Source organism: Propioniciclava sp. LT294, assembly GCF_059516005.1.
Genome location: NZ_JCAKNG010000001.1, coordinates 268,557 through 291,591 on the forward strand (window position 1 = coordinate 268,557; position 23,035 = coordinate 291,591).

The following is a 23,035-nucleotide window of genomic DNA, read 5'->3' on the forward strand; positions in this document are numbered from 1 at the left end:
GTCAGTGCCCCCGCGCAAGGTCGAGGACGATCCGGGCCAGGTCTGCGGCTGCGTCGGCGGGCACGAGTCCGGCCAACTTGCCGCGCATGGTGGCCAGGCGCTCCGGATCGGTCAACAGGGGCACCGCTTCGGCGAGCAGGCGGGGGCCGTCCAGTTCGGCGTTCGGGACGAGCACCCCGGCGCCGGCCGCGATGATGAAGTCGGCATTGCGCGCCTGCTCCCCGTTGCCGTGGGGCAGGGGGACGAAGACGGCGGGCAGTCCGACGGTCGCGGTCTCGACGACGGTGCCGGCGCCCGAGCGCGCGACCATCAGGTCAGCGGCGGCATAGGCGTCCTCCATGGCGTCCACGTACCCGACCGGGACGTACCTGGCACCGGTGCTGGGATGCGTGACGACCCGGTGCGCGTCGGTGAGGTTCTTCGGGCCCAGGACGTGCAGGACGTCGACGCCGTTCGCGAGCAGTTCCTCGCGTGCGGCGAGCGTGGCGTTGTTGATGGCCACGGCGCCTTGCGATCCGCCGGAGACGAGCAGCAGCGGGCGGTCGGTCCCGAAACCCAGGTCCCTGCGCGCCCGCTCGCGGGCGGCATCACGATCCAGGCCGGAGATCGCGGCACGGACCGGCAGCCCGACGTGGCGGGCGTTGCGCAGAGGGGTGTTGGGGAACGACACCGCCACGACGCGGGCGAACGTCGCGGCGACCTTGTTGGCCAGGCCGGGGACGGCGTTCTGCTCGTGCAGGACGACGGGGATGCGGCGCGTCAGGGCGGCGAGGTAGACCGGGAGCGACACATAGCCGCCGAAGCCGACCACGGCGTCCGCCTCGACCTCCTTGAGGATGAGCATGGCCTCCCGCACGGAGCCCGCCAGGCGCCCCGGTACGGCCGCGAGCGCGGGGGTGAGCCTGCGCGGCAGCGGCACCGGCGGGATCAGCCGCAGGTCCAGCCCGGCTGCGGGGATGACGCGCGTCTCCAGCCCCTTGGGCGTGCCGACCGCCGTCAGGCGGACGCCGGGCTCTGCCTCGCGCAGGCGCTCGGCGGTGGCGATGAGCGGGGACGTGTGCCCAGCGGTGCCACCGCCGGCCAGGACGATCGAGAGGGTCGAACCGGACGGAACCATGGATCTCCTTCTAGGGACGGCGACCCGGGAGGATCGCCGAGAGGCGGCGGCGGGGGCCCTTGGCCCGGGCACGACGCCGCAGCCACGCCTTGGCGTCCGGCTCCTCCCTGGCGCAGGCGATGAGGATGCCGACCGCGGTGACGTTGGCGAGCAGCGCGGAACCACCGTAGGACAGGAACGGCAGCGGCACGCCGAGGACGGGAACGAGGCGCAGCACGACCATGACGTTCACGAGCGCCTGGAGCACGAGCCAGGTCGTGACGCCCGAGGCGAGCAGCCGGGTGAAGAACGTCGAACTGCGCAACGCGATCCGGATGCCACCCCACGCCAGGATCACGAACAGGACCAGGACCAAGAGCGTGCCGAACACACCCAACTCCTCGCCGATGATCGCGAGCACGTAGTCGGTGTGCGCCTCCGAGAGGCTCCCCCACTTCTGTCGGCTACGACCCAGCCCGACGCCCAGCCACCCTCCGGTGGCGAGGCCGTAGAGGGCCTGCATCGGTTGGTGGTTGATGCCGGTCAGGTCGGCGCCGGGGTCCAGGAAGCCGAGGATGCGGGCGACGCGCGATTGATTCATCGTGACCAACACCGCGACACCCGCCCCCACCGAGAGGAGGAGTCCCCCGATGACGCGCCAGGACGCCCCGACGCACCACAGGATGGCGAGCACCATCGCCCCCATGACCATGGCGGTGCCCAGATCGTGCTGGAGCACCACCAGCCCGATCATGAGCAGCGAGAACGGCAGGAACGGGATCAGCAGGTGCTTCGGCTGGTCGAGGAGCCGGCGCTTGTTCGCCAGCACCGCCGCACCCCACACGATGAGGGCGATCTTGGCGATCTCGGCCGGTTGGAGCCGGAGCATCTGCCCCGGCCCGCCGAAGTTCAGCCAGTTCTTGTTGCCGCCGACGCCATAGCCCAGCGGCGTGAAGGTGAGCACCAGCAGCAGCCCCGCGACGCCGTAGATCACCCAGGCCAGCGAGCGCAGGGTGTCGGTCGGCAGGCGCGAGGCGATCCAGCCCGAGAGGACGGCCAGCACCAGGAACACCAGGTGTCGCTGGATGAAGTAGAGCGGGTCATCGAACTGGCGGTACGCGAACACGGTCGAGGCCGACCACACCATGAGCGTGCCCAGCACGAGCAGGATCATGGTCGGCACGAGCACCAACAGGGCGTCCGCCATGGGATGGCCGAGCCAGCCCGAGGCGGTGTCGGCCAGCGAGGCCTGCCCCGGTTGGCGCTTGCGTCCGGACGCTCGGGGTGGCCTGCTGGGGGTCAGGATCGCCACCGTCGTCCTCCTCACTCCAGCTGTTGGCCGGCCAGTCGTCGTGCCGCCTCGGTGAAGTCGCGTCCGCGGGCGTCATACCCCGACCACATGTCCTTGCTGGCACAACCGGGCGCCATCAGGACCGTGTCGCCCGGAGAAGCCAGGCCCGCGGCGGCCTCCACGGCCTCGGCCATGGCCCCAGTCTCGCCCGTCTCGACCACGATCACCGGGACGTCGGGCGCGTGTCGGGACAGCGCGTCGGCGATCACGCCGCGGTCGACCCCCAGCAGCACCGCCCCCTTGAGCTTGGGCGCGTAGGTCCTCACGAGGTCGTCGAAGCTCGTCCCCTTGGCCTGCCCACCGGCGATCCAGACGATGGAGTCGAAGGCACGCATCGAGGAGGCGGCGGCGTGCGGGTTGGTCGCCTTGGAGTCGTCGACCCACGTGACCCCACCGGCCTCGGCGACCGTCTGGATGCGGTGGTCGCCGATGTGGAGGTCGCGCAGGCCCTGGGCCACGGCCTGCGGCGGGACGCCGAAGCTGCGCGCGAGCGCCGCGGCGGCCAGCGCGTTCTCGACGTTGTGGGGGGCGAACGGGCGGACGTCGGACAGCTCGGCCAGCGGCATCGCCGAGTCGCGGCGCTGTTCGACGAAGGCCCGGTCCACGATCATGTCGTCCACGATGCCGAGCATCGAGGGCGCGGGGACCTCGAGGCGGAACCCGATGGCGCGTGCACCCTCGGTGACGTCCGCCTCCTCCACCATGTGCTCGGTGGCCCGGTCGGCGACGTTGTACACGCAGGAGTGCGTGACCCGTTCGTAGATCTTCGCCTTGTCGGCGGCGTACGCGGCGTAGGGATCGTCCTCGTGTGCGTACCACTCCAGGTGGTCCGCGTGCAGGTTCAGGACGGCCGCCGAGTGGAGCGCCACGGTGTCGGTCCAGTGCAACTGGAAGCTGGACAGTTCCACGGCGAGCACGTCGTAGTCCACCTCGTCCAGGATGGCCTCGATGATCGGACGCCCCACGTTGCCGACGGCGGACGTCTTCAGCCCTGCGGCCAACAGGATGGACTCCAGCATGTTCGTGGTCGTCGTCTTGCCATTGGTGCCGGTGACCCCGAGCCAGGGCACGACCCGGTCCGGCTGCATCATGCGCCAGGCCAACTCGACCTCCCCCCAGATCGGGACGCCCCGCTCGGCCGCCTGGGCCAGCAGGGGCGCGGTCGGCCGCCATCCGGGCGACGTGACGACCAAGTGGACGCCTTCCGGAAGGGTGGCCGTGGAGCCGGCGCCGAGGCTCACCTCGACGTCCAGGGCGAGCAGCAGGTCGGCCTTCTCACGGTTGGCGTCCGTGTCGGCGTCGTCGAGGACGATGATGCGGCCCGCCCCCAGCGCCATCAACCCGTCGGCGGCGGCGTAGCCGGACGTCCCGAGGCCGGCCACGACGACCGTGGCCTCGCCCCACGGGGAGAGGCGGTCGGCGGTGGGGAGCCAGCTCAGGGGTGCTCGGTGAGGCTGTCGAAGGGTCACTGGAAGCTCACCCATTCCGCGTAGAAGATGCCGGTGCCCAGGGCGACGAGGAGGCCGCAGATGATCCAGAACCGGATGACGACGGTCTGCTCGGCCCAGCCCACCAACTCGAAGTGGTGGTGCAGGGGTGCCATCTTGAACAGGCGCTTGCCCTTGGTGACCTTGAAGTAGCCCACCTGCAGGATCACCGACAAGGTGATCAGCACGAACATGCCACCGAGGATGACGACGAGCAGTTCGGTGCGGGTGAGGATCGCCAGCCCCGCCACGGCGCCGCCGAGCGCGAGCGAACCGGAGTCCCCCATGAAGATCTTCGCCGGGGAGGCGTTCCACCACAGGAAGCCGAAGCACGCGCCGGCCAACGCCATCGAGATGGCGGCGAGGTCGGCGGGGTCCCGCGCCTCGTAGCACTGTGGTCCCGAGGTCGAGAGGCGTGCGCACCACTGGCTGTACTGCCACAGGTTCACCAGCGCGTACGCGGCGAACACCATCGTGCTCAGCCCGGTGGCCAGCCCGTCGAGACCGTCGGACAGGTTCACACCGTTGGAGAGGGCCGCGATGATGAACACCACCCAGGCCAGGCCCAGCCAGGGACCGAGGTCGAGCCAGGGGAGATCCCGCAGGAACGACACGAACGTCGAACCCGGGGTGAGGCCGCGCGCATCGGGGAACTGGAAGATGGCCCAGCCGAACGCGATCGCGATGAGTGTCTGCAGGATCAGCTTCCCCCGGCTGTTGAGGCCGAGACTGCGGGCGCGGGAGATCTTGAGCCAGTCGTCCAGGAAACCGACGAAGCCCAGGCCCGCGAACAGGCCCAGCAGCAGCAGGCCGGACGCCGTGGGCGGACGCCACAGGATCAGGTGGGCCAGGGCGTACGCCACCAGTACCGACAGGATGATGGCGATGCCACCCATCGTCGGGGTGCCGGCCTTCTTGAGGTGTTCCTTGGGGCCGTCGTCGCGGACGTACTGGCCATAGCCCTTGCTCACGAGGACGTGGATGGCCAGGCGTGTCCCCACCAGCGTGCCCATCAGGCCGAGCGCCCCGGCCAGCAGCATCATGATCACGGGTGCGTGTCTCCTTCGTCCTGCGAGGCCAGGGCGGCCACCACGGTCTCGAGTGCCAGCCCCCGGGACGCCTTCACCAGCACCACGTCCCGTGGGCCGAGCAAGGTGTTCAGGACAGCGGCAAGTTGGTCCTTGTCGTCCTGATACTGGCCGTGCCCGCCGCGGGCGGCAACTCCGGCCACCGTGTTGTCGCCGTGGTCGCCGACGGCCAGCACCTCGTCGATGCCGAGGTCCGCGGCGAGTTCGCCGACTGTGCGGTGCGCGTCCGCCGAGGCCTCACCGAGTTCGAGCATCGTGCCGAGGACGGCGATGAGGCGTCCGCCCGGCCGGCGCATCGCGGCGAGGCTGTGCAGGGCGGCGGCCATCGAGTCGGGGTTGGCGTTGTAGGCATCGTTGAGGATCGCGAGCCCGTCGGAGCGCGTCGTGAGTTCCATGCGCCAGCGGGACAGCGGCGTGGCGGCGCTGAGGGCCGAGGCCACGGCGTCCAGTTCGAGGCCGGCGGCGAGGCCGACCGCGGCTGCGGCGAGCGCATTGGCGACGTTGTGCCGGCCGAGGACACGGAGGGTGACCGGTGCCCGGTCGGGCTCGACACTCACCGGAGTCTCCGACACGCCGGTGACATTCGGCTCCCGAATGTCACCTCGGTGAGTGTCGGCGCCCACGCGGGACGCGTGCAGCACGAACGAGAACCGCTGGAGGTCGTCCGCGGTGATGTCATCGGCCCAGACCCGCAGTTCGGCCGGGTGGCCGCCGACGTCCACCGGCTCACCGGTCAGGCTGAACGCAGCCAAGTGCGCGGAGGTCCGGGTGGCCATGGCCGAGACCAGCGGGTCGTCGGCGTTCAGGACGGCCCAGCCGTCGGGACCCAGCGCCTCGACGAGCTCGCCCTTGGCGCGGGCGATGGCCTCCACCGAGCCGAACTCCCCCACGTGGGCAGAACCCACGTTGAGCACCGCACCGATGGCGGGCGGGGTGATCCCGGCGAGGTGGCGGATGTGCCCGACCCCACGCGCCCCCATCTCGCTGACCAGGAACTTGGTCCGGGCGTCGACGCGGCAGGCGGTCAACGGCGCCCCGATCTCGTTGTTGAACGACCCGGGCGGTGCCACCGTCGGGGCCGACGCCCCGAGCACCTGCGCGATGAGGTCCTTGGTGGAGGTCTTGCCGGACGAACCGGTCACCCCGACCACGACCAGACCATGCTCGGCACCGTTGTCCACGACCGCGCGCGCGAGCCGGGACAGGCCCTCGACGGTCTCGTCGACGACCACCTGCGGCAGGGCCACGTCCACCTCACGCGACACGAGCGCCGCGGCCGCGCCGGCCCCGGCGGCCGCGACCAGGAAGTCGTGCCCGTCCACCCGCTCCCCCGCGAACGCGACGAAGAGCGCGCCGGGGGTGACCAGACGCGAGTCGATGACCACGTCCTTCCCCACGCGCACGTCCGGGTCGGCCGCCCGCACGAGGCGGCCGCCGACAGCGGCGGCCAGTGCGGTGAGTGTGATCGGTTCCACGTCAGTTCCCCCAGGTCTCGCGGATCACCGCGGCGTCGTCGAACGGGCTGATGGTCCCGGCGATGTCCTGGCCGGTCTCGTGCCCCTTGCCGAGCACGGCCACCCAATCGCCGGGGCGTGCCAGGCGCAGGGCGGTGGTGATCGCGGAGCGGCGGTCCCCCCCGTCGACCACCTCGGTGCCGGCCACTCCCCGCGCCCCCGCCAGCACCGCGGCGCGGATCGCCGCCGGATCCTCGCTGCGCGGGTTGTCGTCGGTCACCACCACGATGTCGGCCGCGGCGGCCGCGGCCTCCCCCATGGGGCCCCGCTTGGTGGTGTCCCGGTCACCGCCTGCCCCGAGCACGGCGATGCGTCGTCCGGTGCGCGGCAGCGCGGCAAGGGCGGCGGCGACGGCTTGGGGGGTGTGGGCGAAGTCCACCACGGTGTGGGGGGCGTCCGGGCCGAGTTCGATGCGCTGCATGCGACCCGGCACCTGGGCCTCGGCCAACCCGGACGCGGCGTCCGCCACGGACAGGCCGGCGGCGTGGACGAGGGCCAGCGCCGTGACGGCGTTGGCCACGTTGAAGTCACCGAGCATCGACAGGGTGAAACGGGTCGTGCCCCCCGGATGGACGAGGTCGACGCGCGACCCGCCGTCAGCGAGCGGTTCGGAGCGGACAACGCGCAGGTCGGCGTCCGGCGCCAGCGTGGTGACCAGCCGTGCCGCGCCATCGACGCGGACCATGTCGGCGAGCTTCGCGCCCCAGGGGTCCGCCGTGTTGACGACGGCGCTGCGGGCCCTCCCGCCCAGGAAGAGCAGGGACTTGGCGGCGAAGTACTCCTCCAAGGTGTGGTGGAACTCCAGGTGGTCCTGGCCGAACATCGTGAAGGCCGCGGCGTCGAACGTGAGGCCCTCGACCCGGTGCAGGGCGAGCGCGTGGCTGCTGACCTCCATGGCGACGGCGTCGGCCCCGGCCTCGCGCACCACCGCCAGCAGTGCCTGCAGGTCGGGCGCCTCGGGCGTGGTGATGGTGGTGCGTGTGCCCGGCAGCGGCTTCCCACCCACGCGGTAGCCGATCGTTCCCACGGTGGCGACCGTCCGCCCGAGTGCGGCCAGTGCCGCCTCGAGCAAGAAGACGGTGGACGTCTTGCCGTTGGTGCCGGTGACACCGAAGAGGTCCAGGGCCTCACCCGGGCGTCCGTAGACGTCCGCCGCCAGGCCCGCCATGGTGTGCCGTGGGTCGGCCACCGTGATCACGGGCAGGCCCGCGTCGGCGGCGAGCTCGGCGCCCGCGGCGTCCGTCAGCAGCGCCAGGGCGCCGGACGCCGCCGCCTGGGCGGCGAAGCGGGCACCGTGCGTGGTCGCGCCGCTCAGGCCGACGTACAGGTCACCCGGCCGCACCTGGCGCGAGTCGAGCGCGACACCGCGCAGGACGCCGGACGCCCCCGGCACCAAGTGGGCCAGGGGCACTCCGGGCGCGGACCCGGGCCTCAGGATGGGGTCGGTCATCAGCGGACGCATCATTCCTTGAACAGGGGAAGCTTGGTCACCTCGGTGTCGTTGCTGGGCTGGACGCCGTACCGCGGCAGCGCCAGGGACATGACGTCACGATAGACCGGGCCGGCCATGCCGAGACCGGCACCCATGGTATCCGGACGGGCGATCAGCACGTAGACGAGGATCTGCGGGTCCTCGACCGGCGCGACGCCGACGATCGAGGCGACCTGACCCGCGTAGCCACCCGTCGCGGCGGTGAGCCGGGCCGTGCCGGTTTTGGAGCCCGAGCGGTAGCCGGGGACCGACAGCTGGGACTCGCTGTCGAGCGTCCGCTGCTCCATCATGTCGACGGTCTGGCGGGCGGCCTCCTCCGAGACGACGCGACGGGTCACGGGCTGCGGCGCCGGCACCAGGGTCCCGTTGTGGGGGCCGCTCGCCCGGATGAGCGAGGGCGCCGTGTACACGCCGTCGTTGGCCACGGCCGCCACCGCGGCGGCCATCTGGACAGCCGAGACCGACACGCCGTAGCCGTAGGAGATGGAGTCGGCCTGGAACCGGCGCATGCCCGCGCCCGGCAGGCTGCCGGTCGACTCCCCGGGGAGGCCGAGATCGGCCTTCTGCCCGAGCCCGAAGCCGGCCATGTACTCGCGCAACTGCGCGGGCTCGAGTTCACGCCCCGCCGTGATGGCACCCACGTTCGACGACTTCACGAGGATGCCGCGGGTGGTGATGTCGATGGTGCCGTGCCGGAAGGCGTCCTTGACCTCGTGCTCCCCGATCTTGACGGTCGGGCCGATGCGGTACGTCCGGTCCGGCGTCGTGACGCCGGCGTCCAGCAGGGACGCGATGGTGAGCACCTTCTGCACCGAGCCCGGCTCGTACACGGCCGAGATCGCGCGGTTGCCCGTGTCGCCGGCCCTCGCCCTGCCCGGGTCGTTGCTGTCGTAGGAGGGGTAGTTCGCCAGGGCCAGCAGCTCACCGGTCTCGACGTCCATGACCACCGCCACGCCCCAGTTGCCCGAGACCTCGTTGACCCGTTCGGCGAGGCGCTTCTCCACCATCCACTGGAAGTCGGGATCGATCGTCAGCTGGAAGTCCTGGCCGTCGACCGCGGGCTTCAGCGTCTGGTTGCCCAGGGGGATCTTGCCGTTGGGCGAGGTCTCGAACTGCTCGCGTCCCTTCACGCCGGCCAGAGCGGTCTCCTGCGCCATCTCCAGCCCGGATCGGCCCTTGCCCTCACTCATGAAGCCCACGATGTTGCTGGCGACGGAGCCCATCGGATAGATCCGCTTCGGGTTCGACTCGCGGAACACGCCCACGTAGCCACCGCGGACCACCTTGCCGGACGCGTCCCTGACGACCTCGTTCAGGGCCGCGTTGAGCCGGACCCACGTGCTGGAGGGCACCTGCTTGGCCAGCTGCACGTACTTCAGGGGCACCGTCTCCCCGGCGGAGTTCGTGTAGGTGGTGCGGCGCAGCTTCTCCTCGATCTCCGCGGCGGGCACGCGCGTGTGGGCCGAGATGATGGCCGCCATCTCGGTCGGTGCGACCGCAGCCTTCGCTCGGTCGGCCTCGCGCACGGCCTCCGGCTCCTTGCCGTTGGTCGCGATCATCGACGGGTCGGCGATGACGTTGACGGTCGCCTCCGTCTGCGCGAGCACCTGGCCGTCGCGCCCCGTGATCGTCCCGCGCTGGGCGGGGACGTCACGGCCGACGGTCATCTTGTCGGCGGCCTCCGCGGCCATCGCCTCAGCGCTGACGACCTGGATCTGGACGGCCCTCGCCCCGACGATCGAGAAGAGGACCGCCACGGTGAGGATCAGCACGCGCAACCGGAACGCCGAGGACGCCAGCGGCACTCGGCGCGTACGGCGGCGCGACGGACGACGACCCGACGACGGCCGGCGGGGGGGCCGGTTCATGGAGTCGCCACCGACGGCTGGACGTCGGACGGTTCGGTCGGCGCGGTGGGCTGGGCGGGCTCGGCCGGCGCCGTCGGCCCGTCGGGCACGGTGGTCGCGGTGGTCGCCGCGGGCCGCGTGGCCGGGGGCGGCACCTCGCCCTCCAGCGGCCCCACACCCGCGGCGCGTCGGGTCAGCGACGGGAACTCGTCGCCCCGCGCGGGCACCGGCGTCCCCAGCACCTCTCCGGTGGCCAGGTCGATGAACACCGCCCTCGGGTTGGGCACCATGCCGAGCGCCGCGGCGCGCTGGCCGAGCTTGGAGGGGGCCTCGGCGCGGTTGACCTTCGCCTCGAGGTCGGACGCCCGATAGCTGAGCTCGCTGGCCGCGGCCTGCTTCTCGCGCACGGCGAAGGCCTGGCTCTGCAGCACGGTGGCCAGGACCAGGTTGCCGACCATGCCGACCATGAACAGGCCCACCACGAGCATGGCGAACGCGGCCGATGACATGCGGCGTGGCGGGCTGGCGATGCTGCGCAACTGCGGACGGGCCTGTGCCGCCGCCTCACCGAGGCGACGCGGGGCCTCCCGGATGGCCTGCCAGGCGGTCATGCTGCCTCCAGTCGTTCGGTCGCGCGCAGGCGTGCGGACGCGGCACGGGGGTTGTCGGCCTCTTCGGCGGGAGTCGGGCGCTCGGCGCCCCGGGTGAGCAGTCGGAACTTGGCCCGGTGCTCGTCGGGCACCACGGGGAGCCCCCGGGGTGCGGTGTCGGTCGTGGCGGCGGCGAACGCCTGCTTGACGAGCCGGTCCTCCAGCGAGTGGTAGGACAGCACGGCGAAGCGACCGCCGGGAGCGAGCGCGTCCAGCGCGGCCGGGATGAGTCCCTCGAGGGCCTCCAGCTCCCGGTTGACCTCGATGCGCAGCGCCTGGAACGTGCGCTTGGCGGGGTGCCCACCCGTGGCGCGGGTGGCCGCCGGGATGGCGTCGGTCAACACCTGGACGAGGCGGGCGGACGTGGTGAACGGCTCCTCGGCGCGGGCGGCCACGATCCGGCGTGCGATGCGGTCGGCGAAGCGCTCCTCGCCATAGGTGCGCAGGATGCGGGTCAGGTCGCGGACGCCGTAGGTGTTGAGCACGTCGGCCGCGGTCGGCCCGGACGCCTGGGTCATGCGCATGTCGAGCGGGGCGTCCACCGCATAGGCGAAGCCGCGGTCGCGCCGGTCGATCTGGAGGCTGGACAGGCCGAGGTCGGCCAGCACCGCCCGGACCTTCGGCGTCCCGTCCTCGGCGAGCACCTCGGGCAACTCGTCGTAGACCGCCTCGTACAGGGCGACACGGTCCCCGAACTCGGCGAGGCGCTCGCGTGCGATGGCGAGCGCATCCGCGTCACGGTCGATGCCGACCAGGCGCGCCCGGGGACAGGCCTCGAGCACCAGCCGGGCGTGGCCGCCGAGCCCGAGGGTGCAGTCGACGTAGGTGCCGCCGTCGGCGAGGGCGGGCGTGAGGAGTTCGACGATGCGCGCCGCCATGACGGGGACGTGCCCCGTCGGAGTGGCTTGCACCATGTCCGCCTCCTTCATCGCTCCCCGCGACGGGGTTTCGACCGGGAGGGCCACCTGGCACCGGGGAAGTGGTGTCAGGGGGTCCGGCCGGGTCGAAGCCTCATCGCGGGGGTGCCTTCTCACTCGTGGGGGCGGTTCGCCCCGCTCGGGAAGATCTCCTCGTCCATGCGAGCGAACTGGTCGTCCTGCTCGGCCTGGTACGCCTCCCAGGCGGCGAGGTCCCAGACCTCCACCCGGTTGAACGCACCGATCACGGCGATCTCCTTGTCCAAACCCGCGTAGCTCCGCAGAACCGGCGGGATCGTCACGCGTCCCTGACCGTCGGGAACCTCCTGCGAGGCCCCCGCGGCGAACGTGCGCTGGAAGTCACGGATCCCCTTCAGGGTCGAGGGTCCGCTCATGGCTGCCTGCGCCTGCCGTTGGAACTCCTCGACGGTCCAGATCGAGAGACAGCGCTCCTGCCCCTTCGAAATCACCAGCCCGTCGCCGAGTTCGTCCCGGAATTTCGCCGGGAGGACGAAGCGACCCTTGTCGTCAACCTTGGGGAAATGGGTACCCAAGAACATCGGGACCCCTCCCTCCGGCTTCCCTCGTCCTCCACTTTGCCCCACTTTACCCCACTAGCCCCCACCAGTGGCAATGACCCGCCGCCTTTTCACCCCGGCACCCCCGCGCGGGGGCCGCAGCGCCCTCCCTGTCAGCGCCTGCGAGCGGCCCGGTAGAGTGAGTGCGTGACGACGAACCCCACTGCTGCCGACGTGACCGAGGTGACGGAACTGGCCCAGCGGCTGCGCGACTCCGTGAGCACCGTGATCGAGGGCAAGGTCGAGGCCGTGGACATGGCGATCGTGGTGTTGCTCGCCGGTGGTCACCTGCTGATCGAGGACGTGCCCGGCGTCGGCAAGACGATGCTCGCGCGCACCTTGGCCCGCTCCATCGACTGCTCGGTGCGCCGCATCCAGTTCACCGCCGACCTGCTGCCCAGCGACATCACCGGCGTGTCGGTGTTCAACCCCCAGACGCGCGGTTTCGAGTTCAAGCCGGGCGGGGTCTTCGCCAACATCGTGATCGGCGACGAGATCAACCGCGCCTCGCCGAAGACCCAGTCCGCACTGCTCGAAGCCATGGAAGAGGCCCACGTCTCCGTCGACGGCACCACCCACGAGCTGCCCAGCCCGTTCATGGTGTTCGCCACCCAGAACCCCATCGAGATGCAGGGCACCTACCCGCTGCCCGAGGCCCAGCGTGACCGCTTCATGGCCGCCATCTCGATGGGTTACCCCACCCGGGCCGCCGAGATCGACATGCTCGAGCACCACGGGGCGCACAACCCGCTCGCGGACCTACGTCCGGTGACGGACGCCGCGGGCATCCTCTCGGCGCGCGCCCGGGCCGCCGAGGTGTTCGTCCACCCGGCGCTGAAGGACTATGTCGTCTCCCTCGTGGCGGCGACCCGCGAGTCGGACAAGCTGCGTCTGGGTGCCTCTCCGCGCGCCAGCCTGCAGTTGCTCCGGGCGGCCCGTGCCCGGGCGGCCATGCAGGGCCGCGGCTACGTCATCCCAGAGGATGCGGACGCGCTGGCCGTGCCCGTGCTGGCCCATCGCGTCCTGCTCAGCCACCGGGCCCACACCGCGCAGGCCTCGACCGCAGACGTCGTGTCCTCGCTCGTGGCCTCCATCCCGGCGCCGCGTCGCGCCTAGGACGGCATGCCCGCGCTCCCCCGCCCCACCGGCCGCACGATCCTGTTCTGGCTCCTCGGGGGCCTGGTGATGATGCTCGGGATGGCCCTCGGCAACCAGGACCTCGTCTGGCCCGCCATCTTCCTGGTCGCACTGCCGGTGGTCGCACTGCTGGCGCTGCTCGTGCTGCGCCCCCAGTTCACGCTGGTTCGGACGGTCGAGCCCGCCGCGACCAGCGTCCGTGAACCGGCGACCGTGCAGGTCACGGCCACGGCCGTCCGCCCGAGCCCGGGTGGGTACGTCATCGCCGAGGACGATCCGGGCGCGCTCCTGGGCCCACCGCACCATGCCCGGCTGTTCGCCGACCGCAGGGGGGCCACCACCGCCACTTCCTATCCGGTGCGGGCGCGGCGGCGCGGCCGGCACACCCTCGACGGCTTCCGCATCCGGTTCACCGATGTCCTGGGGTTCTGGGTGCACACCGTCCGGATCGCCCATCCGACCCCGTTGGTCGTCACCCCGGCAGTCGTCCCGCTGCCGTCGGGCCGGGCCGCCGCCTATGGCGCGACGGGCGAGACGCCCATTCCGCAGACGGCGGTGTCGGGCCCGGACGACGTCCTCGTCCGCGAGTACCAGGCCCGTGACGACGTGCGCCGAATCCACTGGCCCTCGACGGCCCGCAGCGGCACGCTCATGGTGCGCCGCGAGGAGGCCGCCTGGGACCCGACCGCCTGGGTGCTGCTCGACTCACGTGCCGGCGTCCACCCGTCCGCGCGCGGCGAGCAGCCCACCTTCGAGTGGCTGGTGTCGGCGGCGGCGTCCGTCGGGCTGCGCCTGCTGGAGGACGGCTACACCGTCACGCTCATCGACGCCGAGGGCACGCGCCACGAGGTCTCCAGCGACCGGGTCGGCGCGTCCGCGCATTGGCTCGAGCCGTTGGTGGACGCCGAGGTCGCGACCGTCCCCGACCTGCACGAAGCCACGATTCGGATGGCCCAGGCCTCCTCCGAGAACCGCGTGGTCGCCCTGCTGGGCGGCCTCGACCGCGCGACCGCCGACCTGCTGGCCGCGACCACGGCGTCCCGCCACGAGCGCACGGCGCTCACCATGGCGCCGGAGGCCGAATCCCGGCCCGGGTTCGAGGACGGCCGCAACGTGCTGGTCGACCACGGCTGGGAGGTCCGCGAGGTGGAGGCCTCCACCGACCTCGCCCACGTCTGGGGTTCATTGGGGGTGGCCCGATGAGGACCGACACCCGCCTGGGCCTGGCGCTGGCCGTCGCCCTCTGCCTGCAACTGGTGGCCTGGACCCAGCTGACCCGCCACACCGCCGCCGTCCAGGCTGCCGGGGCCGCCATCGTGCTCGTCCTGGTGGCCGGCTGGGTCGCACGACGGGGACTGCGGCTGCCCGCCCCCGGGGTGGTCCTCGTGCAGGGGGTCGTTGCTGCCGCGGCGAGCATCGGCGCGGTCGCCTGGGCGCACGGTGCCCAACACGCGTGGCGGGCGCCGGAACTCCTGGGTGAGGGACTCCGGTTCATCCAGACCAGTTCGGCGCCGATGTTCCCCAGCCCGGGAGCCACCCTGATCTTCGTCGCTGGGGTCGCCTCCCTGACCGTCCTGGCGGACGCGCTGGCGATCGGGGGGGAGCGCCCCGGGGCGGCGGTGATCCCGCTCGCGGGGATGTACCTGGTGGTGGCCCTGGGGCTGGCGACGCCCACCCTCTTCAGCGAGTTCACCCTGCTGGCGATCGGCATCGGCCTGGTCCTGCTCGCCGCGAGCCCCTGGGGCAGCACCGACCGCCCCACCGCTCACGTCGCCGCCCTCGCCACGGCTGTCGTCATGACCGCCGGCGCGATCGGCGCGACGTGGGCGGTGGCCCTGCTCGTGCCCACCTTCGAGCCGCGCACGACCAACGAACCTCTCCAGATGAGCGACCCGTCCCTGGACCTGAAGCGCAACCTCGTCCAGGGATCCGACGAGGTCATCCTGCGCTACCGGACGGACAGTCCGGGCGGCACCTACCTGAAGCTGGCCACGCTCCCCGCGCTGTCGACCGGTGGGTTCGCGTTGTCCGACGTACGGGTCGCCACGGGCCGGATCCCGGCCCCGCCCGGCGCCCCTTCGGGAGTCGCCCGGACGACGACCGTCGAGATCGGGGACTTCGCGAGCGAGTGGCTGCCGGTCCCGTATGCGCCCACCGCCTTCGATGCCCCGGGCGAGTGGGGCTTCGCGCTCGACACGCTCGATGTCATGGCGATGGCCGGACCCGCGCGGACCTCCGCCACCCAAGGGGTCACCTACGAGGTGCGCAGCCTCGAGGTACGCCCGGACGCCGACACGATCGCCCGCGCGGGCTCGACCACCGGCCCCGACCGGGAACTCACCCAGAGTCTGCCGGCCCAGGTCCCCGCGCGCGTCCGCGAGTTGGCCCTGGACCTGACGGAGGCCGCACCCACGGCAGGGGCCAAGGCCCAGGCGCTGGAGGCTTACCTCAGGTCGAACACGTTCACCTATTCCACCGCTCCCAGCACCGGCACCGGCGACGGCCTGGCCACGATCGACGACTTCCTCTTCCGCTCCCGGACGGGCTACTGCGAGCAGTTCGCCGGCGCGATGGCGATCATGGCCCGCGAGGTGGGCATCCCGACCCGCATGGCGGTCGGGTTCGCCCCCGGCACCCAGGAGGGCGACGGCTGGGGCGTGAGCGCCCGTGACCTGCACACGTGGCCCGAACTGTGGCTGGACGGACTGGGCTGGGTGGCCTTCGAGCCGACACCCTCACGCGGCGACACCGGCTCAGGGCCGGGGACCACGCCGCAGGACCCCGGGGTGACGGCCGAGCCGACCGCCGCCCCCACGGCCGGTGAGCAGAGCCCGACCCCGGCCGAGCAGCCCACACCGACGGCCGAGCCGACCCCGGGCGGGGCCGCACCGCAGGGCGAACCGGGCAGCTGGCTGCCGGCGCTGGTGGTCGCGCTCGTTGCGGCGGGCGCCGGCGCGGCGTTCCTCGGTCCGCGCCTGTTGCGTGCTCGCCGGCGCCGCCTCCGCTTCGCCGGAACGGGCGATGCGCGGGCGGACACGCTGTCCGCCTGGGACGAGGTGCGCGAGGTCGTGTCCGACGTTCGGCTGCCCTGGCCGGACGGCTCCCCCCGCTACGCCGCGGAGAGGCTCGTCACGTCGCTCGGTGGGGACGAGGCAGCCGCCAAGGCGCTGCGCAGCCTGGCCGCGGCCGCCGAGCGCGCGCTGTACGACCGGAGCGAGAACTTCGACCTGCCCAGTCGGTGGGAAGCCGAGGTCACCACCATCACGGCGGCGCTCAGGACCCGGGCGCGCGAGAGGTCCGGACACAACAACGCGCCGCCCCGCAGGGCAGCGCGCTGAGATTCTCGGCTCATCGGTGGCCGCGTCACTGGCCCGACCGGCTCGACTCAGAAGGGGTCGTCGCCGCGGCGCCAAGGATCGTCGATGCGGTCGGTGAAGGCCGAATCGGATTCGGGGTGACGCCCGTGGGACTGCGTCTCGACGACTCGCCAGGAACTGACGGCGACCACGGTGGCGACCAGCATGATCACGAAACCGATGACGCTGATGAACCAAGCGATCTGCATGCCTCCGATGAGGGCGCCCAGACCGAGCGCGAAGCCCAACCCGGCAATCGCGGCCCGGCGGCGGTGGAGCGTCCGTGTCGTGGTACCACGGAGCGTGTTGGCGAGCTTGGGATCCTCCGCCGCGAGGGCGGCCTCAAGCTGCTCCAAGAGCTTCTGCTCCTTGTCGGACAGTGCCATCGCGCGCCTCCCTTCATCGTGGGCGGACCCGGTTGACGGGTGTGGAACAAGTGTAGGCGCCCACTGTCTCAAACGGAACCGACCCGTCTCGCCAACGTGGCCCGCGAGACCGCGTGTGGACCGAATCGGGCGATGGCGGCGTCTGCGGCACGCTCCGCCTCGCGCCAGCCCCGGTCCGGCTCGTCGAGGGCGGGCTGGGTGGCGACCTGGTCGACGTCCAGAACCTGCTCGACCCGGATGCCCACGCGCCGCAACCGGGGACGGTCGAGCCGGAACGCGCGCAGCAGCCGGACGGCAGCGGCGTACACCTCATCCGTGACATCGGTCGGGTACGGCAGGGTGAGCGACTTCTGGACGGTGCGGAAGTCGGCGAACCGCAGGGTGAGGGTGACCGTGCGGCCGACCACCCGGGCCATGCGCATGCGGGCCGCCACCCGCGCGCTGGTGCGCAGCAACTCGGTACGGACGAGGTCGAGGTCGTCGGTGTCCTTCGCGAAGGTCTCCTGGCTGCCGACGCTGCGGTCTCCTCGCTCGGTCGTGACGACGCGTCGTCCGTCGATGCCCCAGGCGAGCTCCCACAGCTCTCCCCCGGCACGGGCTCCGAAGGCCCGCTGCAGGGTGGACTTCGGCGTGTGCGCCACGTCCGCGATCGTGGGGAGGCCCAGCTTGTTGAGCTTCTCGGCGGTGGACGGCCCGACCCCCCAGATCTTCTCGACCGGCTGCGGGTGCAGGAAGGGGATCACCTCACCGGGCTGGACGCGGAACAACCCGTTCGGCTTGGCCCTGTTCGACGACATCTTGGCGATCAGCTTGGTCGGCGCGATGCCCACCGAGCACCCGATGCCCTGTTCGTCGGCGACCAGGGCCCGGATGAGCTCCCCGACCTCCTCCGGCTCCCCCAGCAGCCGACGGGTGCCCGTGATGTCGAGGAAGGCCTCGTCGAGGGAGACCTTCTCGACGTGCGGGGTGATCGTGGAGAAGATCGCGAACACCCCGTCGGAGGCAGCTTCGTAGGCGTCGTGGTCGGGCTTGATGGCGATCGCGTCGGGACACAGGCGTCGCGCCCGGGTGGACGACATGCCGCCCTCGACCCCGAATGCGCGCGCCTCGTACGAGGCCGACAGCACCACGCCTCGGTTGGCGCCGCCGACCCACACCGGCCTGCCCCGCAGCTCAGGGCGGCGGCGGACCTCGACGGCGACGTAGAAGGCATCCATGTCGACATGGGCGAGGACGGGCACGACACCTCCTTATTCGAACTCTGATTCGAATCCCATGCTAGGTGGTGGCTCCGACCCTTCGTCAAGCAGGCGCCCCCGTGGCCGGGCACGGGGCGCCGCCCACTCACCCCTGCGGCGCTGAGGGGCCACCCCACCGGTCATCGCCCCGAGGACCCCGGGCTGGAGTGCCACAGCTTGCGCCCCGGGTCGGCGAACTTCCTCGGGACCGACTTCGGGGACTCCCCCGCCGGCGCGACGTCGGTGTAGGGCGACTGCACGAACCCGCTGGGGTGGATGAGCACCCGCCGCTGGCCTATGCCGCCGGCCGCTCCGGCGTGCTCGGTGTCGGCCCGGCGCCTGGCCCGCTCCCCCTGCGACCCGCCCCCACCGTCGGCGTACGGCCGATCCTGCGACCGGGCGTTCCAGTCGGCCCTGAGCCGCTCGTTCTCGGCCACGCCGGACGCCTGCGCCGCGAGGTCGGCGTCGATGATGCCGTGGACGGCGGCGACCGCCGCCCGCTCATCACCGGTCGCCTCGAGCGTGGAGCGCCACAGGGCCTCCAGGTGGAGCAGGTCCCACGCGCCGAGCGCCCGCAACGAGACACCGCGCGCACCCGTCCGCCGCAGTTCCCCCACGCCGACGACCAGCCACGCGTTGAACACCGTCCGGGCGAAGGGACCCTGGGCATCCTCGAAGAAGGTGAGGTCGACCGGGCCCGTCCCGTCGTCCAGGGTCAGGAAGACCACCCGCTTGCCGGACTTCACCGGGGGCGTCTGCGTGGCCACCTTCACCCCGGCCACCAGCAGTCGGCTGCCGCTGCGTCGCTTCATCTGCTCATCCGACCTCGTCGTGCCGATCGCCTCGATGAAGTCGCGGTGGTCCTCCATGACGTGGCGGGTGGCGTCCATGCCCAGCACGGCAAGTTCGGCGGCCATCCGCTCCTCACTGGTCATCTCCGGCAGGCCGGAGACACGCACGTCGCCGGGGACGTCCACCGGACCCACCGGCGGGCCGGATGGACCTCCCTCAGCAACACGCGCCAGGGTCGCCGGCTCGGTGAAGTCGAACGCCACCTGGACGGCCTGGTGCCCGGTCGCACCGCCCGCGCCCAGCCCCCGGGCACGGCCGTGGGCCCGGGCGTCCACACGGTCGGCCCGCTCGAGGTCGGCCAGCGTGAGCAGCAGGTCCCGGCGGGTGATCCGCCCCCGCGTCCCGAGCCCCTGCGGCCGGTCGATGCCGTAGAGGGAGTCGAACCCGCCCGCCAGCACGAGGTGCTCGGCGACGTCGGATCCGGGCCGGGCGCGATGCCAGAAGTCGACCAGCCCGCTGTACGGCCGCCCGGCGACGATGCGCTCCACCTCGGCCTCGCTGATGCCCTTCACGTCGGTCAGGGCGAGCCGGATCCCGAGGATGCCCTCCACCCTCTCCACCCGGTACACCGCATCGGACGCGTTCACATCCAGCCCCAGCACCGGGATGCCCATGCGCCGCGCCTCGGCGAGGATCAACCTCTTGGGGTACATGCCCGGGTCGTGGGTGAGCAGCCCGGCGATGAAGGGGGCGCCGTGGTGCCACTTCAGCCACGCCGACTGGTAGGTGGGCAGCGCGAACGCCGCGGCGTGCGCCTTGCAGAACCCGAAGGACGCGAACGAGACGAGGATCGCCCAGACGTCGGAGATGAGCCGCTCGTCGTAGTCGAGCTTGCGCGCGGCCGGGAAGAACCAGCGCTTCACGTCCTCCTGCCCCTCGGGTGAGCCGAGCGCGCGCCGGGCCTCGTCGCCGTAGGCGAGCGAGCAGCCCGTCATCGCGGCGACGACCTTGATCACCTGCTCGTGGAACACGACGACCCCCTTCGTCTCGGCCAGCGCGGGCCTCAGGTTCGGGTGGGGGTACACCGCCTCGGACCAGCCGTTGCGGGCGCGCAGGAACGGCACCACCATGTCCGACTTCACCGGGCCGGGCCGGAACAGGCTGATGTCGATGACGAGGTCGTTGAACTCGCTCGGGGAGAACTTGCCGACCAGTTCCCGCTGGCCGGGCGACTCGATCTGGAAGCAGCCGATGGTCTCCGCGCGGGAGATCATCCCGTACACGTCCGGGTCGTCGTAGGGCGCCAGCGCGTCGATGTCGATGCGTTCTCCGGAGACCCGTTCGATCTCGTCCAGCGCGTGGGCCATCGAGGACTGCATCCGGATGCCGAGGATGTCGAGCTTCAGCAGCCCGAGGTCCTCCACGTCGTCCTTGTCGAACTGGCTCATCCGGTAGCCGCCGAACGAGCTCTCCACCGGCGTCCGGCCCCCCAGCGTCGCGTCGGACAGGATCACCCCGCAGGGATGCAGCGCCACGTGCCGGGGCAGCCCGTCCAGCCCCTCGACCAGTTCGAACAGCACCCGCAACTGCGCGTCGCCGAGGTTGGCCCGCCGCAGCTCGGGCAGCTCGCGCAGGGCATGCCGGGCGTCGCGGGCCCGGATGTGGGGGAACGACTTGGCGATCTGGTCGATGTCGCCGGGCGGGAGACTCATGGCGGCCCCCACGTCCCGGATCGCATGGCGGACGCGGTACGTCTCCAGCATCGCCACCGCTGCGACCCGATCGGCACCGAAGTCGGCGAACACCCGGTCGTACACCTCGAGCCGGCGCGCGGACTCCACGTCGATGTCGATGTCGGGCAGCGCCCGGCGCAGCGGCGAGAGGAACCGCTCCATGATCAGGCCGTAGCGGATCGGGTCGACCCCCGAGATGCCCAGGCAGTAGTTGACCAGCGATCCCGCACCCGAACCGCGCGCCGCGACCCGGATGCCCATCTCCTTCACCGTGTCGACGACCTGGGCCACGGTCAGGAAGTAGGCGGCGAACCCCATCTGCTCGATGACCGCCAGCTCGTCCTCCAGCCGGTCCCGCACGGACGCCGTGGGCGCGGCACAGCGGGCGGCCAGGCCGGACTCGCACCGGGCGCGGAGCTCGGCCAGCCCACCCGGGAACTCGGGCAGGTGGATCTCACCCAGGCCGATGTCGGCGACCGGGTCGAGGCGGCAACGCAGGGCGAGGTGACGGGTGTCCCCGATGAGCCCGGTCGCGTCGCGACGTCCGGCCAGCAGGGCGACCTCCTCGGCGGTGGACAGCATCTCCTTGCCGGACTTCAGGTGTCCCTCCGCGTTGCGCCGGTCGACGTTGCGGACGTCCAGCGGCACGAGGCGCCGGGCGGCGTCCAGCACGTCGGCGATCGGGGCGTCCGACCTGCGCGCCATGCGGACGGCGTTGGTGAGGACGCCGGTCAGCCCGCGGGCGTCCGCGAACGCGAGCATGTGCCCGGCCAACCGCGCCGACCCGGGACCCGACCCCGCGAGGTGGTGGTTGGTGACGCCGACGACGAGTTGGTGTGGCTCGACGACCTCCAGCCAGTCGGCCAGGACACCTTCTGCGGCCCGTTCGTCGCGCCGGGCCAGCGCGACCCCCAGGTCGGAGTCGGGGCCCAGCACGACCACGACGTCGTCGCGGTGCTCCCCCACCAAGCCCCGGGTGGTGACCGGCGCCCCTCGTTCACCGCGTGCGTGCGTGGCGCTGACCAGCCGGCACAGCGACCCCCAGCCCGCCCGCGACTCGGCCAGGACGACCGCCCGCGTGCGGCCCCGCTCCGGACGCCGCGGGTCGTTCGCCACCGCGAGGTCCACACCCACCACGGGCGCGACGCCGCTGGCCAGGCACGCCTTGGCGAACCGGACCGCCCCGTAGAGGCCGTCCCGGTCGGTGAGCCCCAGCGTGTCCATGTCGTGGCCGGCGGCGGCCTCGACGAGCGCGCTGGGGTGGGACGCGCCGTACTGCAACGAGTACCCGGACGCCACGCGCAGGTGGACGAAGGGATCAGGCATCCCGCGCCCCCGGGCCGGCCGCCCGGGCGAACGCGCGCGCGTCGCGGACGAGGTCGTCGGCCTCGCGGGTGCTGACGACACCCACCGCCCCGGCGTCGACCGCCTGCACCTTGAGCTGGATCATCGCGAAGTAGTCGGCCCACTCCCCCAACTCGGGCGCGACGCGGGCCAGGACCGTCCAGATGCCCACCCGCTCCCGCAACCGCGGGCGCCGGCGCGCCAGCACGCCCGCCGCCACCCGCAGCGCGGCGCGGTGGGCGGCCAGGTAGCGCTCGGCGGGACGCACCGCGTCCTCGGCGGCGGCCAGGGCGGCGGCGATGTCGTCGACGGCGTCCGGGGCGCCGTGGGTGCGGACCGCTTCGGCGGACATCAGTCCACCACCGTCCGCAGGATCCATTCCTCCCCGTTGACCGGGTGCGCCAATTCGTACACGCCCGGCAGCGCCGACCGCCCCGAGCTGGCGAGCACCCGGTACACCTCGGCCTCGGCGAGCAGGTCGCCGGACTCCCTCAGGGACCACCAGTCCGCGGTCTCACGCCAGCGCGATTCCACCCCCAGCACGCGCCACAGCTTGCGGCGCCACAGGAACTCCACCGGCGCGGGCAGGCCCTCCACCTCACCCGCGCGCACCGCGATCGGTTCGTCGTAGCGCCGCATGATCCACCCCACAGGAAACCTCATTCGAACTTCCGTTCGAAGGATTCACCACTCTACGCACCCCCTCCGACAGTCCGTCAAGAGCGCTTGCCGAGGGCGAGGCCGTGGCCCACCGCGACCCCGCGGGTCACCGCGAGCGACTCACAACCGGCGGAAGGTGCTGTCCATCACATCGACGCGCGGGGGGCGCAGGATCGAGCGGGCGACGTTGCGGAAGTCGTGCGTGTCGAGGATGTGCGCGGCCTCCTCATCGGTCAGGTGGTACGCGTGCGCCAACATCCGGACGTGCTCGGTGTAGAAGGCGTGGAGCTTGTCCACACCCTTCAGGAACTCCAGTGCATCGCTCATGGTGCCTCCTGTTGGCCGCGGGCGCCCCAGGAGGGGCGGAAC

19 protein-coding genes are annotated in these 23,035 nt (G+C 72.1%); 3 read left to right on the forward strand and 16 right to left on the reverse strand.

What is annotated here, in order from left to right:
- Position 1 precedes the first annotated feature (1 nt).
- The 10 genes from murG to mraZ form a co-directional block, all read right to left on the reverse strand.
- Positions 2-1,117, reverse strand: coding sequence for an undecaprenyldiphospho-muramoylpentapeptide beta-N-acetylglucosaminyltransferase (murG, locus tag AC5YDA_RS01265; RefSeq protein WP_496188079.1), 1,116 nt, complete (start codon positions 1,115-1,117; stop codon positions 2-4).
- Between the two features lie 10 nt (positions 1,118-1,127).
- Positions 1,128-2,408 (reverse strand): putative lipid II flippase FtsW, encoded by a 1,281-nt coding sequence (gene ftsW / locus AC5YDA_RS01270; protein WP_496188080.1) that lies wholly within the window; start codon positions 2,406-2,408, stop codon positions 1,128-1,130.
- A gap of 11 nt (positions 2,409-2,419) precedes the next feature.
- Positions 2,420-3,931, reverse strand: a complete 1,512-nt coding sequence (murD, locus tag AC5YDA_RS01275) for a UDP-N-acetylmuramoyl-L-alanine--D-glutamate ligase (protein WP_496188081.1) — start codon at positions 3,929-3,931, stop codon at positions 2,420-2,422.
- Positions 3,913-4,977, reverse strand: coding sequence for a phospho-N-acetylmuramoyl-pentapeptide-transferase (gene mraY / locus AC5YDA_RS01280; protein WP_496188148.1), 1,065 nt, complete (start codon positions 4,975-4,977; stop codon positions 3,913-3,915). Before mraY ends, murD begins: the two co-directional genes overlap by 19 nt.
- Positions 4,978-4,979: 2 nt before the next feature.
- Positions 4,980-6,497: a UDP-N-acetylmuramoyl-tripeptide--D-alanyl-D-alanine ligase gene (locus tag AC5YDA_RS01285; RefSeq protein WP_496188082.1), complete on the reverse strand. Its 1,518-nt coding sequence runs from the start codon at positions 6,495-6,497 to the stop codon at positions 4,980-4,982.
- Between the two features lies 1 nt (position 6,498).
- Positions 6,499-7,986, reverse strand: a complete 1,488-nt coding sequence (locus AC5YDA_RS01290; RefSeq protein ID WP_496188083.1) for a UDP-N-acetylmuramoyl-L-alanyl-D-glutamate--2,6-diaminopimelate ligase — start codon at positions 7,984-7,986, stop codon at positions 6,499-6,501.
- A gap of 11 nt (positions 7,987-7,997) precedes the next feature.
- Entirely contained in the window at positions 7,998-9,896 is a 1,899-nt protein-coding gene (locus AC5YDA_RS01295) for a peptidoglycan D,D-transpeptidase FtsI family protein (RefSeq protein WP_496188084.1), read from the reverse strand.
- Entirely contained in the window at positions 9,893-10,486 is a 594-nt protein-coding gene (ftsL, locus tag AC5YDA_RS01300; RefSeq protein WP_496188085.1) for a cell division protein FtsL, read from the reverse strand. The genes AC5YDA_RS01295 and ftsL overlap by 4 nt, the downstream gene beginning before the upstream one ends.
- The gene (gene rsmH / locus AC5YDA_RS01305) at positions 10,483-11,439 is read right to left on the reverse strand and encodes a 16S rRNA (cytosine(1402)-N(4))-methyltransferase RsmH (protein WP_496188086.1); all 957 of its coding nucleotides are present in this window, start codon (positions 11,437-11,439) and stop codon (positions 10,483-10,485) included. The genes ftsL and rsmH overlap by 4 nt, the downstream gene beginning before the upstream one ends.
- Before the next feature lie 116 nt (positions 11,440-11,555).
- Entirely contained in the window at positions 11,556-12,002 is a 447-nt protein-coding gene (mraZ, locus tag AC5YDA_RS01310; protein WP_496188087.1) for a division/cell wall cluster transcriptional repressor MraZ, read from the reverse strand.
- A gap of 165 nt (positions 12,003-12,167) precedes the next feature.
- Here mraZ and AC5YDA_RS01315 point away from each other — a divergent pair, with 165 nt between their 5' ends.
- From AC5YDA_RS01315 to AC5YDA_RS01325, 3 genes are read left to right on the forward strand one after another with little or no spacing between them, the layout of a single operon-like run.
- Positions 12,168-13,136 (forward strand): AAA family ATPase, encoded by a 969-nt coding sequence (locus AC5YDA_RS01315; RefSeq protein ID WP_496188088.1) that lies wholly within the window; start codon positions 12,168-12,170, stop codon positions 13,134-13,136.
- A gap of 6 nt (positions 13,137-13,142) precedes the next feature.
- Positions 13,143-14,360, forward strand: coding sequence for a DUF58 domain-containing protein (locus AC5YDA_RS01320; protein ID WP_496192719.1), 1,218 nt, complete (start codon positions 13,143-13,145; stop codon positions 14,358-14,360).
- Positions 14,357-16,495 carry a transglutaminase TgpA family protein gene (locus tag AC5YDA_RS01325; protein WP_496192720.1) on the forward strand — a complete coding sequence of 713 codons (2,139 nt, stop codon included), beginning with the start codon at positions 14,357-14,359 and terminating at the stop codon, positions 16,493-16,495. Before AC5YDA_RS01320 ends, AC5YDA_RS01325 begins: the two co-directional genes overlap by 4 nt.
- A gap of 47 nt (positions 16,496-16,542) precedes the next feature.
- On the opposite strand, the gene AC5YDA_RS01330 is transcribed toward AC5YDA_RS01325, so the two are convergent.
- The 6 genes from AC5YDA_RS01330 to AC5YDA_RS01355 all read right to left on the reverse strand — a co-directional run bounded on the left by AC5YDA_RS01330 (position 16,543) and on the right by AC5YDA_RS01355 (position 22,993).
- Positions 16,543-16,899, reverse strand: coding sequence for a DUF3040 domain-containing protein (locus AC5YDA_RS01330; RefSeq protein ID WP_496188091.1), 357 nt, complete (start codon positions 16,897-16,899; stop codon positions 16,543-16,545).
- Between the two features lie 68 nt (positions 16,900-16,967).
- Entirely contained in the window at positions 16,968-18,140 is a 1,173-nt protein-coding gene (gene dinB / locus AC5YDA_RS01335; RefSeq protein ID WP_496188092.1) for a DNA polymerase IV, read from the reverse strand.
- A 137-nt stretch (positions 18,141-18,277) separates the two neighbouring features.
- Positions 18,278-21,988: a DNA polymerase III subunit alpha gene (locus AC5YDA_RS01340; RefSeq protein ID WP_496192721.1), complete on the reverse strand. Its 3,711-nt coding sequence runs from the start codon at positions 21,986-21,988 to the stop codon at positions 18,278-18,280.
- Positions 21,981-22,358 (reverse strand): SAV_6107 family HEPN domain-containing protein, encoded by a 378-nt coding sequence (locus AC5YDA_RS01345; protein ID WP_496188094.1) that lies wholly within the window; start codon positions 22,356-22,358, stop codon positions 21,981-21,983. The genes AC5YDA_RS01340 and AC5YDA_RS01345 overlap by 8 nt, the downstream gene beginning before the upstream one ends.
- Positions 22,358-22,669 carry a DUF6504 family protein gene (locus AC5YDA_RS01350; RefSeq protein WP_496188095.1) on the reverse strand — a complete coding sequence of 104 codons (312 nt, stop codon included), beginning with the start codon at positions 22,667-22,669 and terminating at the stop codon, positions 22,358-22,360. Before AC5YDA_RS01350 ends, AC5YDA_RS01345 begins: the two co-directional genes overlap by 1 nt.
- Positions 22,670-22,786: 117 nt before the next feature.
- Positions 22,787-22,993, reverse strand: a complete 207-nt coding sequence (locus AC5YDA_RS01355; RefSeq protein WP_496188096.1) for a hypothetical protein — start codon at positions 22,991-22,993, stop codon at positions 22,787-22,789.
- Between the last annotated feature and the right edge of the window lie 42 nt (positions 22,994-23,035).

Excerpts from the sequence above, each read along its gene's own strand:
- AC5YDA_RS01355 (WP_496188096.1), bottom strand. The coding sequence starts at position 22,993 with ATGAGCGATGCACTGGAGTTCCTGAAGGGTGTGGACAAGCTCCACGCC.
- AC5YDA_RS01330 (WP_496188091.1), bottom strand. The coding sequence starts at position 16,899 with ATGGCACTGTCCGACAAGGAGCAGAAGCTCTTGGAGCAGCTTGAGGCC.
- rsmH (WP_496188086.1), bottom strand. The coding sequence starts at position 11,439 with ATGGTGCAAGCCACTCCGACGGGGCACGTCCCCGTCATGGCGGCGCGC.
- AC5YDA_RS01320 (WP_496192719.1), top strand. The coding sequence starts at position 13,143 with ATGCCCGCGCTCCCCCGCCCCACCGGCCGCACGATCCTGTTCTGGCTC.
- mraY (WP_496188148.1), bottom strand. The coding sequence starts at position 4,977 with ATGATGCTGCTGGCCGGGGCGCTCGGCCTGATGGGCACGCTGGTGGGG.
- AC5YDA_RS01340 (WP_496192721.1), bottom strand. The coding sequence starts at position 21,988 with ATGCCTGATCCCTTCGTCCACCTGCGCGTGGCGTCCGGGTACTCGTTG.
- AC5YDA_RS01325 (WP_496192720.1), top strand. The coding sequence starts at position 14,357 with ATGAGGACCGACACCCGCCTGGGCCTGGCGCTGGCCGTCGCCCTCTGC.
- mraZ (WP_496188087.1), bottom strand. The coding sequence starts at position 12,002 with ATGTTCTTGGGTACCCATTTCCCCAAGGTTGACGACAAGGGTCGCTTC.
- AC5YDA_RS01350 (WP_496188095.1), bottom strand. The coding sequence starts at position 22,669 with ATGAGGTTTCCTGTGGGGTGGATCATGCGGCGCTACGACGAACCGATC.
- AC5YDA_RS01295 (WP_496188084.1), bottom strand. The coding sequence starts at position 9,896 with ATGAACCGGCCCCCCCGCCGGCCGTCGTCGGGTCGTCGTCCGTCGCGC.
- AC5YDA_RS01345 (WP_496188094.1), bottom strand. The coding sequence starts at position 22,358 with ATGTCCGCCGAAGCGGTCCGCACCCACGGCGCCCCGGACGCCGTCGAC.
- AC5YDA_RS01290 (WP_496188083.1), bottom strand. The coding sequence starts at position 7,986 with ATGACCGACCCCATCCTGAGGCCCGGGTCCGCGCCCGGAGTGCCCCTG.
- murD (WP_496188081.1), bottom strand. The coding sequence starts at position 3,931 with ATGGGTGAGCTTCCAGTGACCCTTCGACAGCCTCACCGAGCACCCCTG.
- ftsL (WP_496188085.1), bottom strand. The coding sequence starts at position 10,486 with ATGACCGCCTGGCAGGCCATCCGGGAGGCCCCGCGTCGCCTCGGTGAG.
- murG (WP_496188079.1), bottom strand. The coding sequence starts at position 1,117 with ATGGTTCCGTCCGGTTCGACCCTCTCGATCGTCCTGGCCGGCGGTGGC.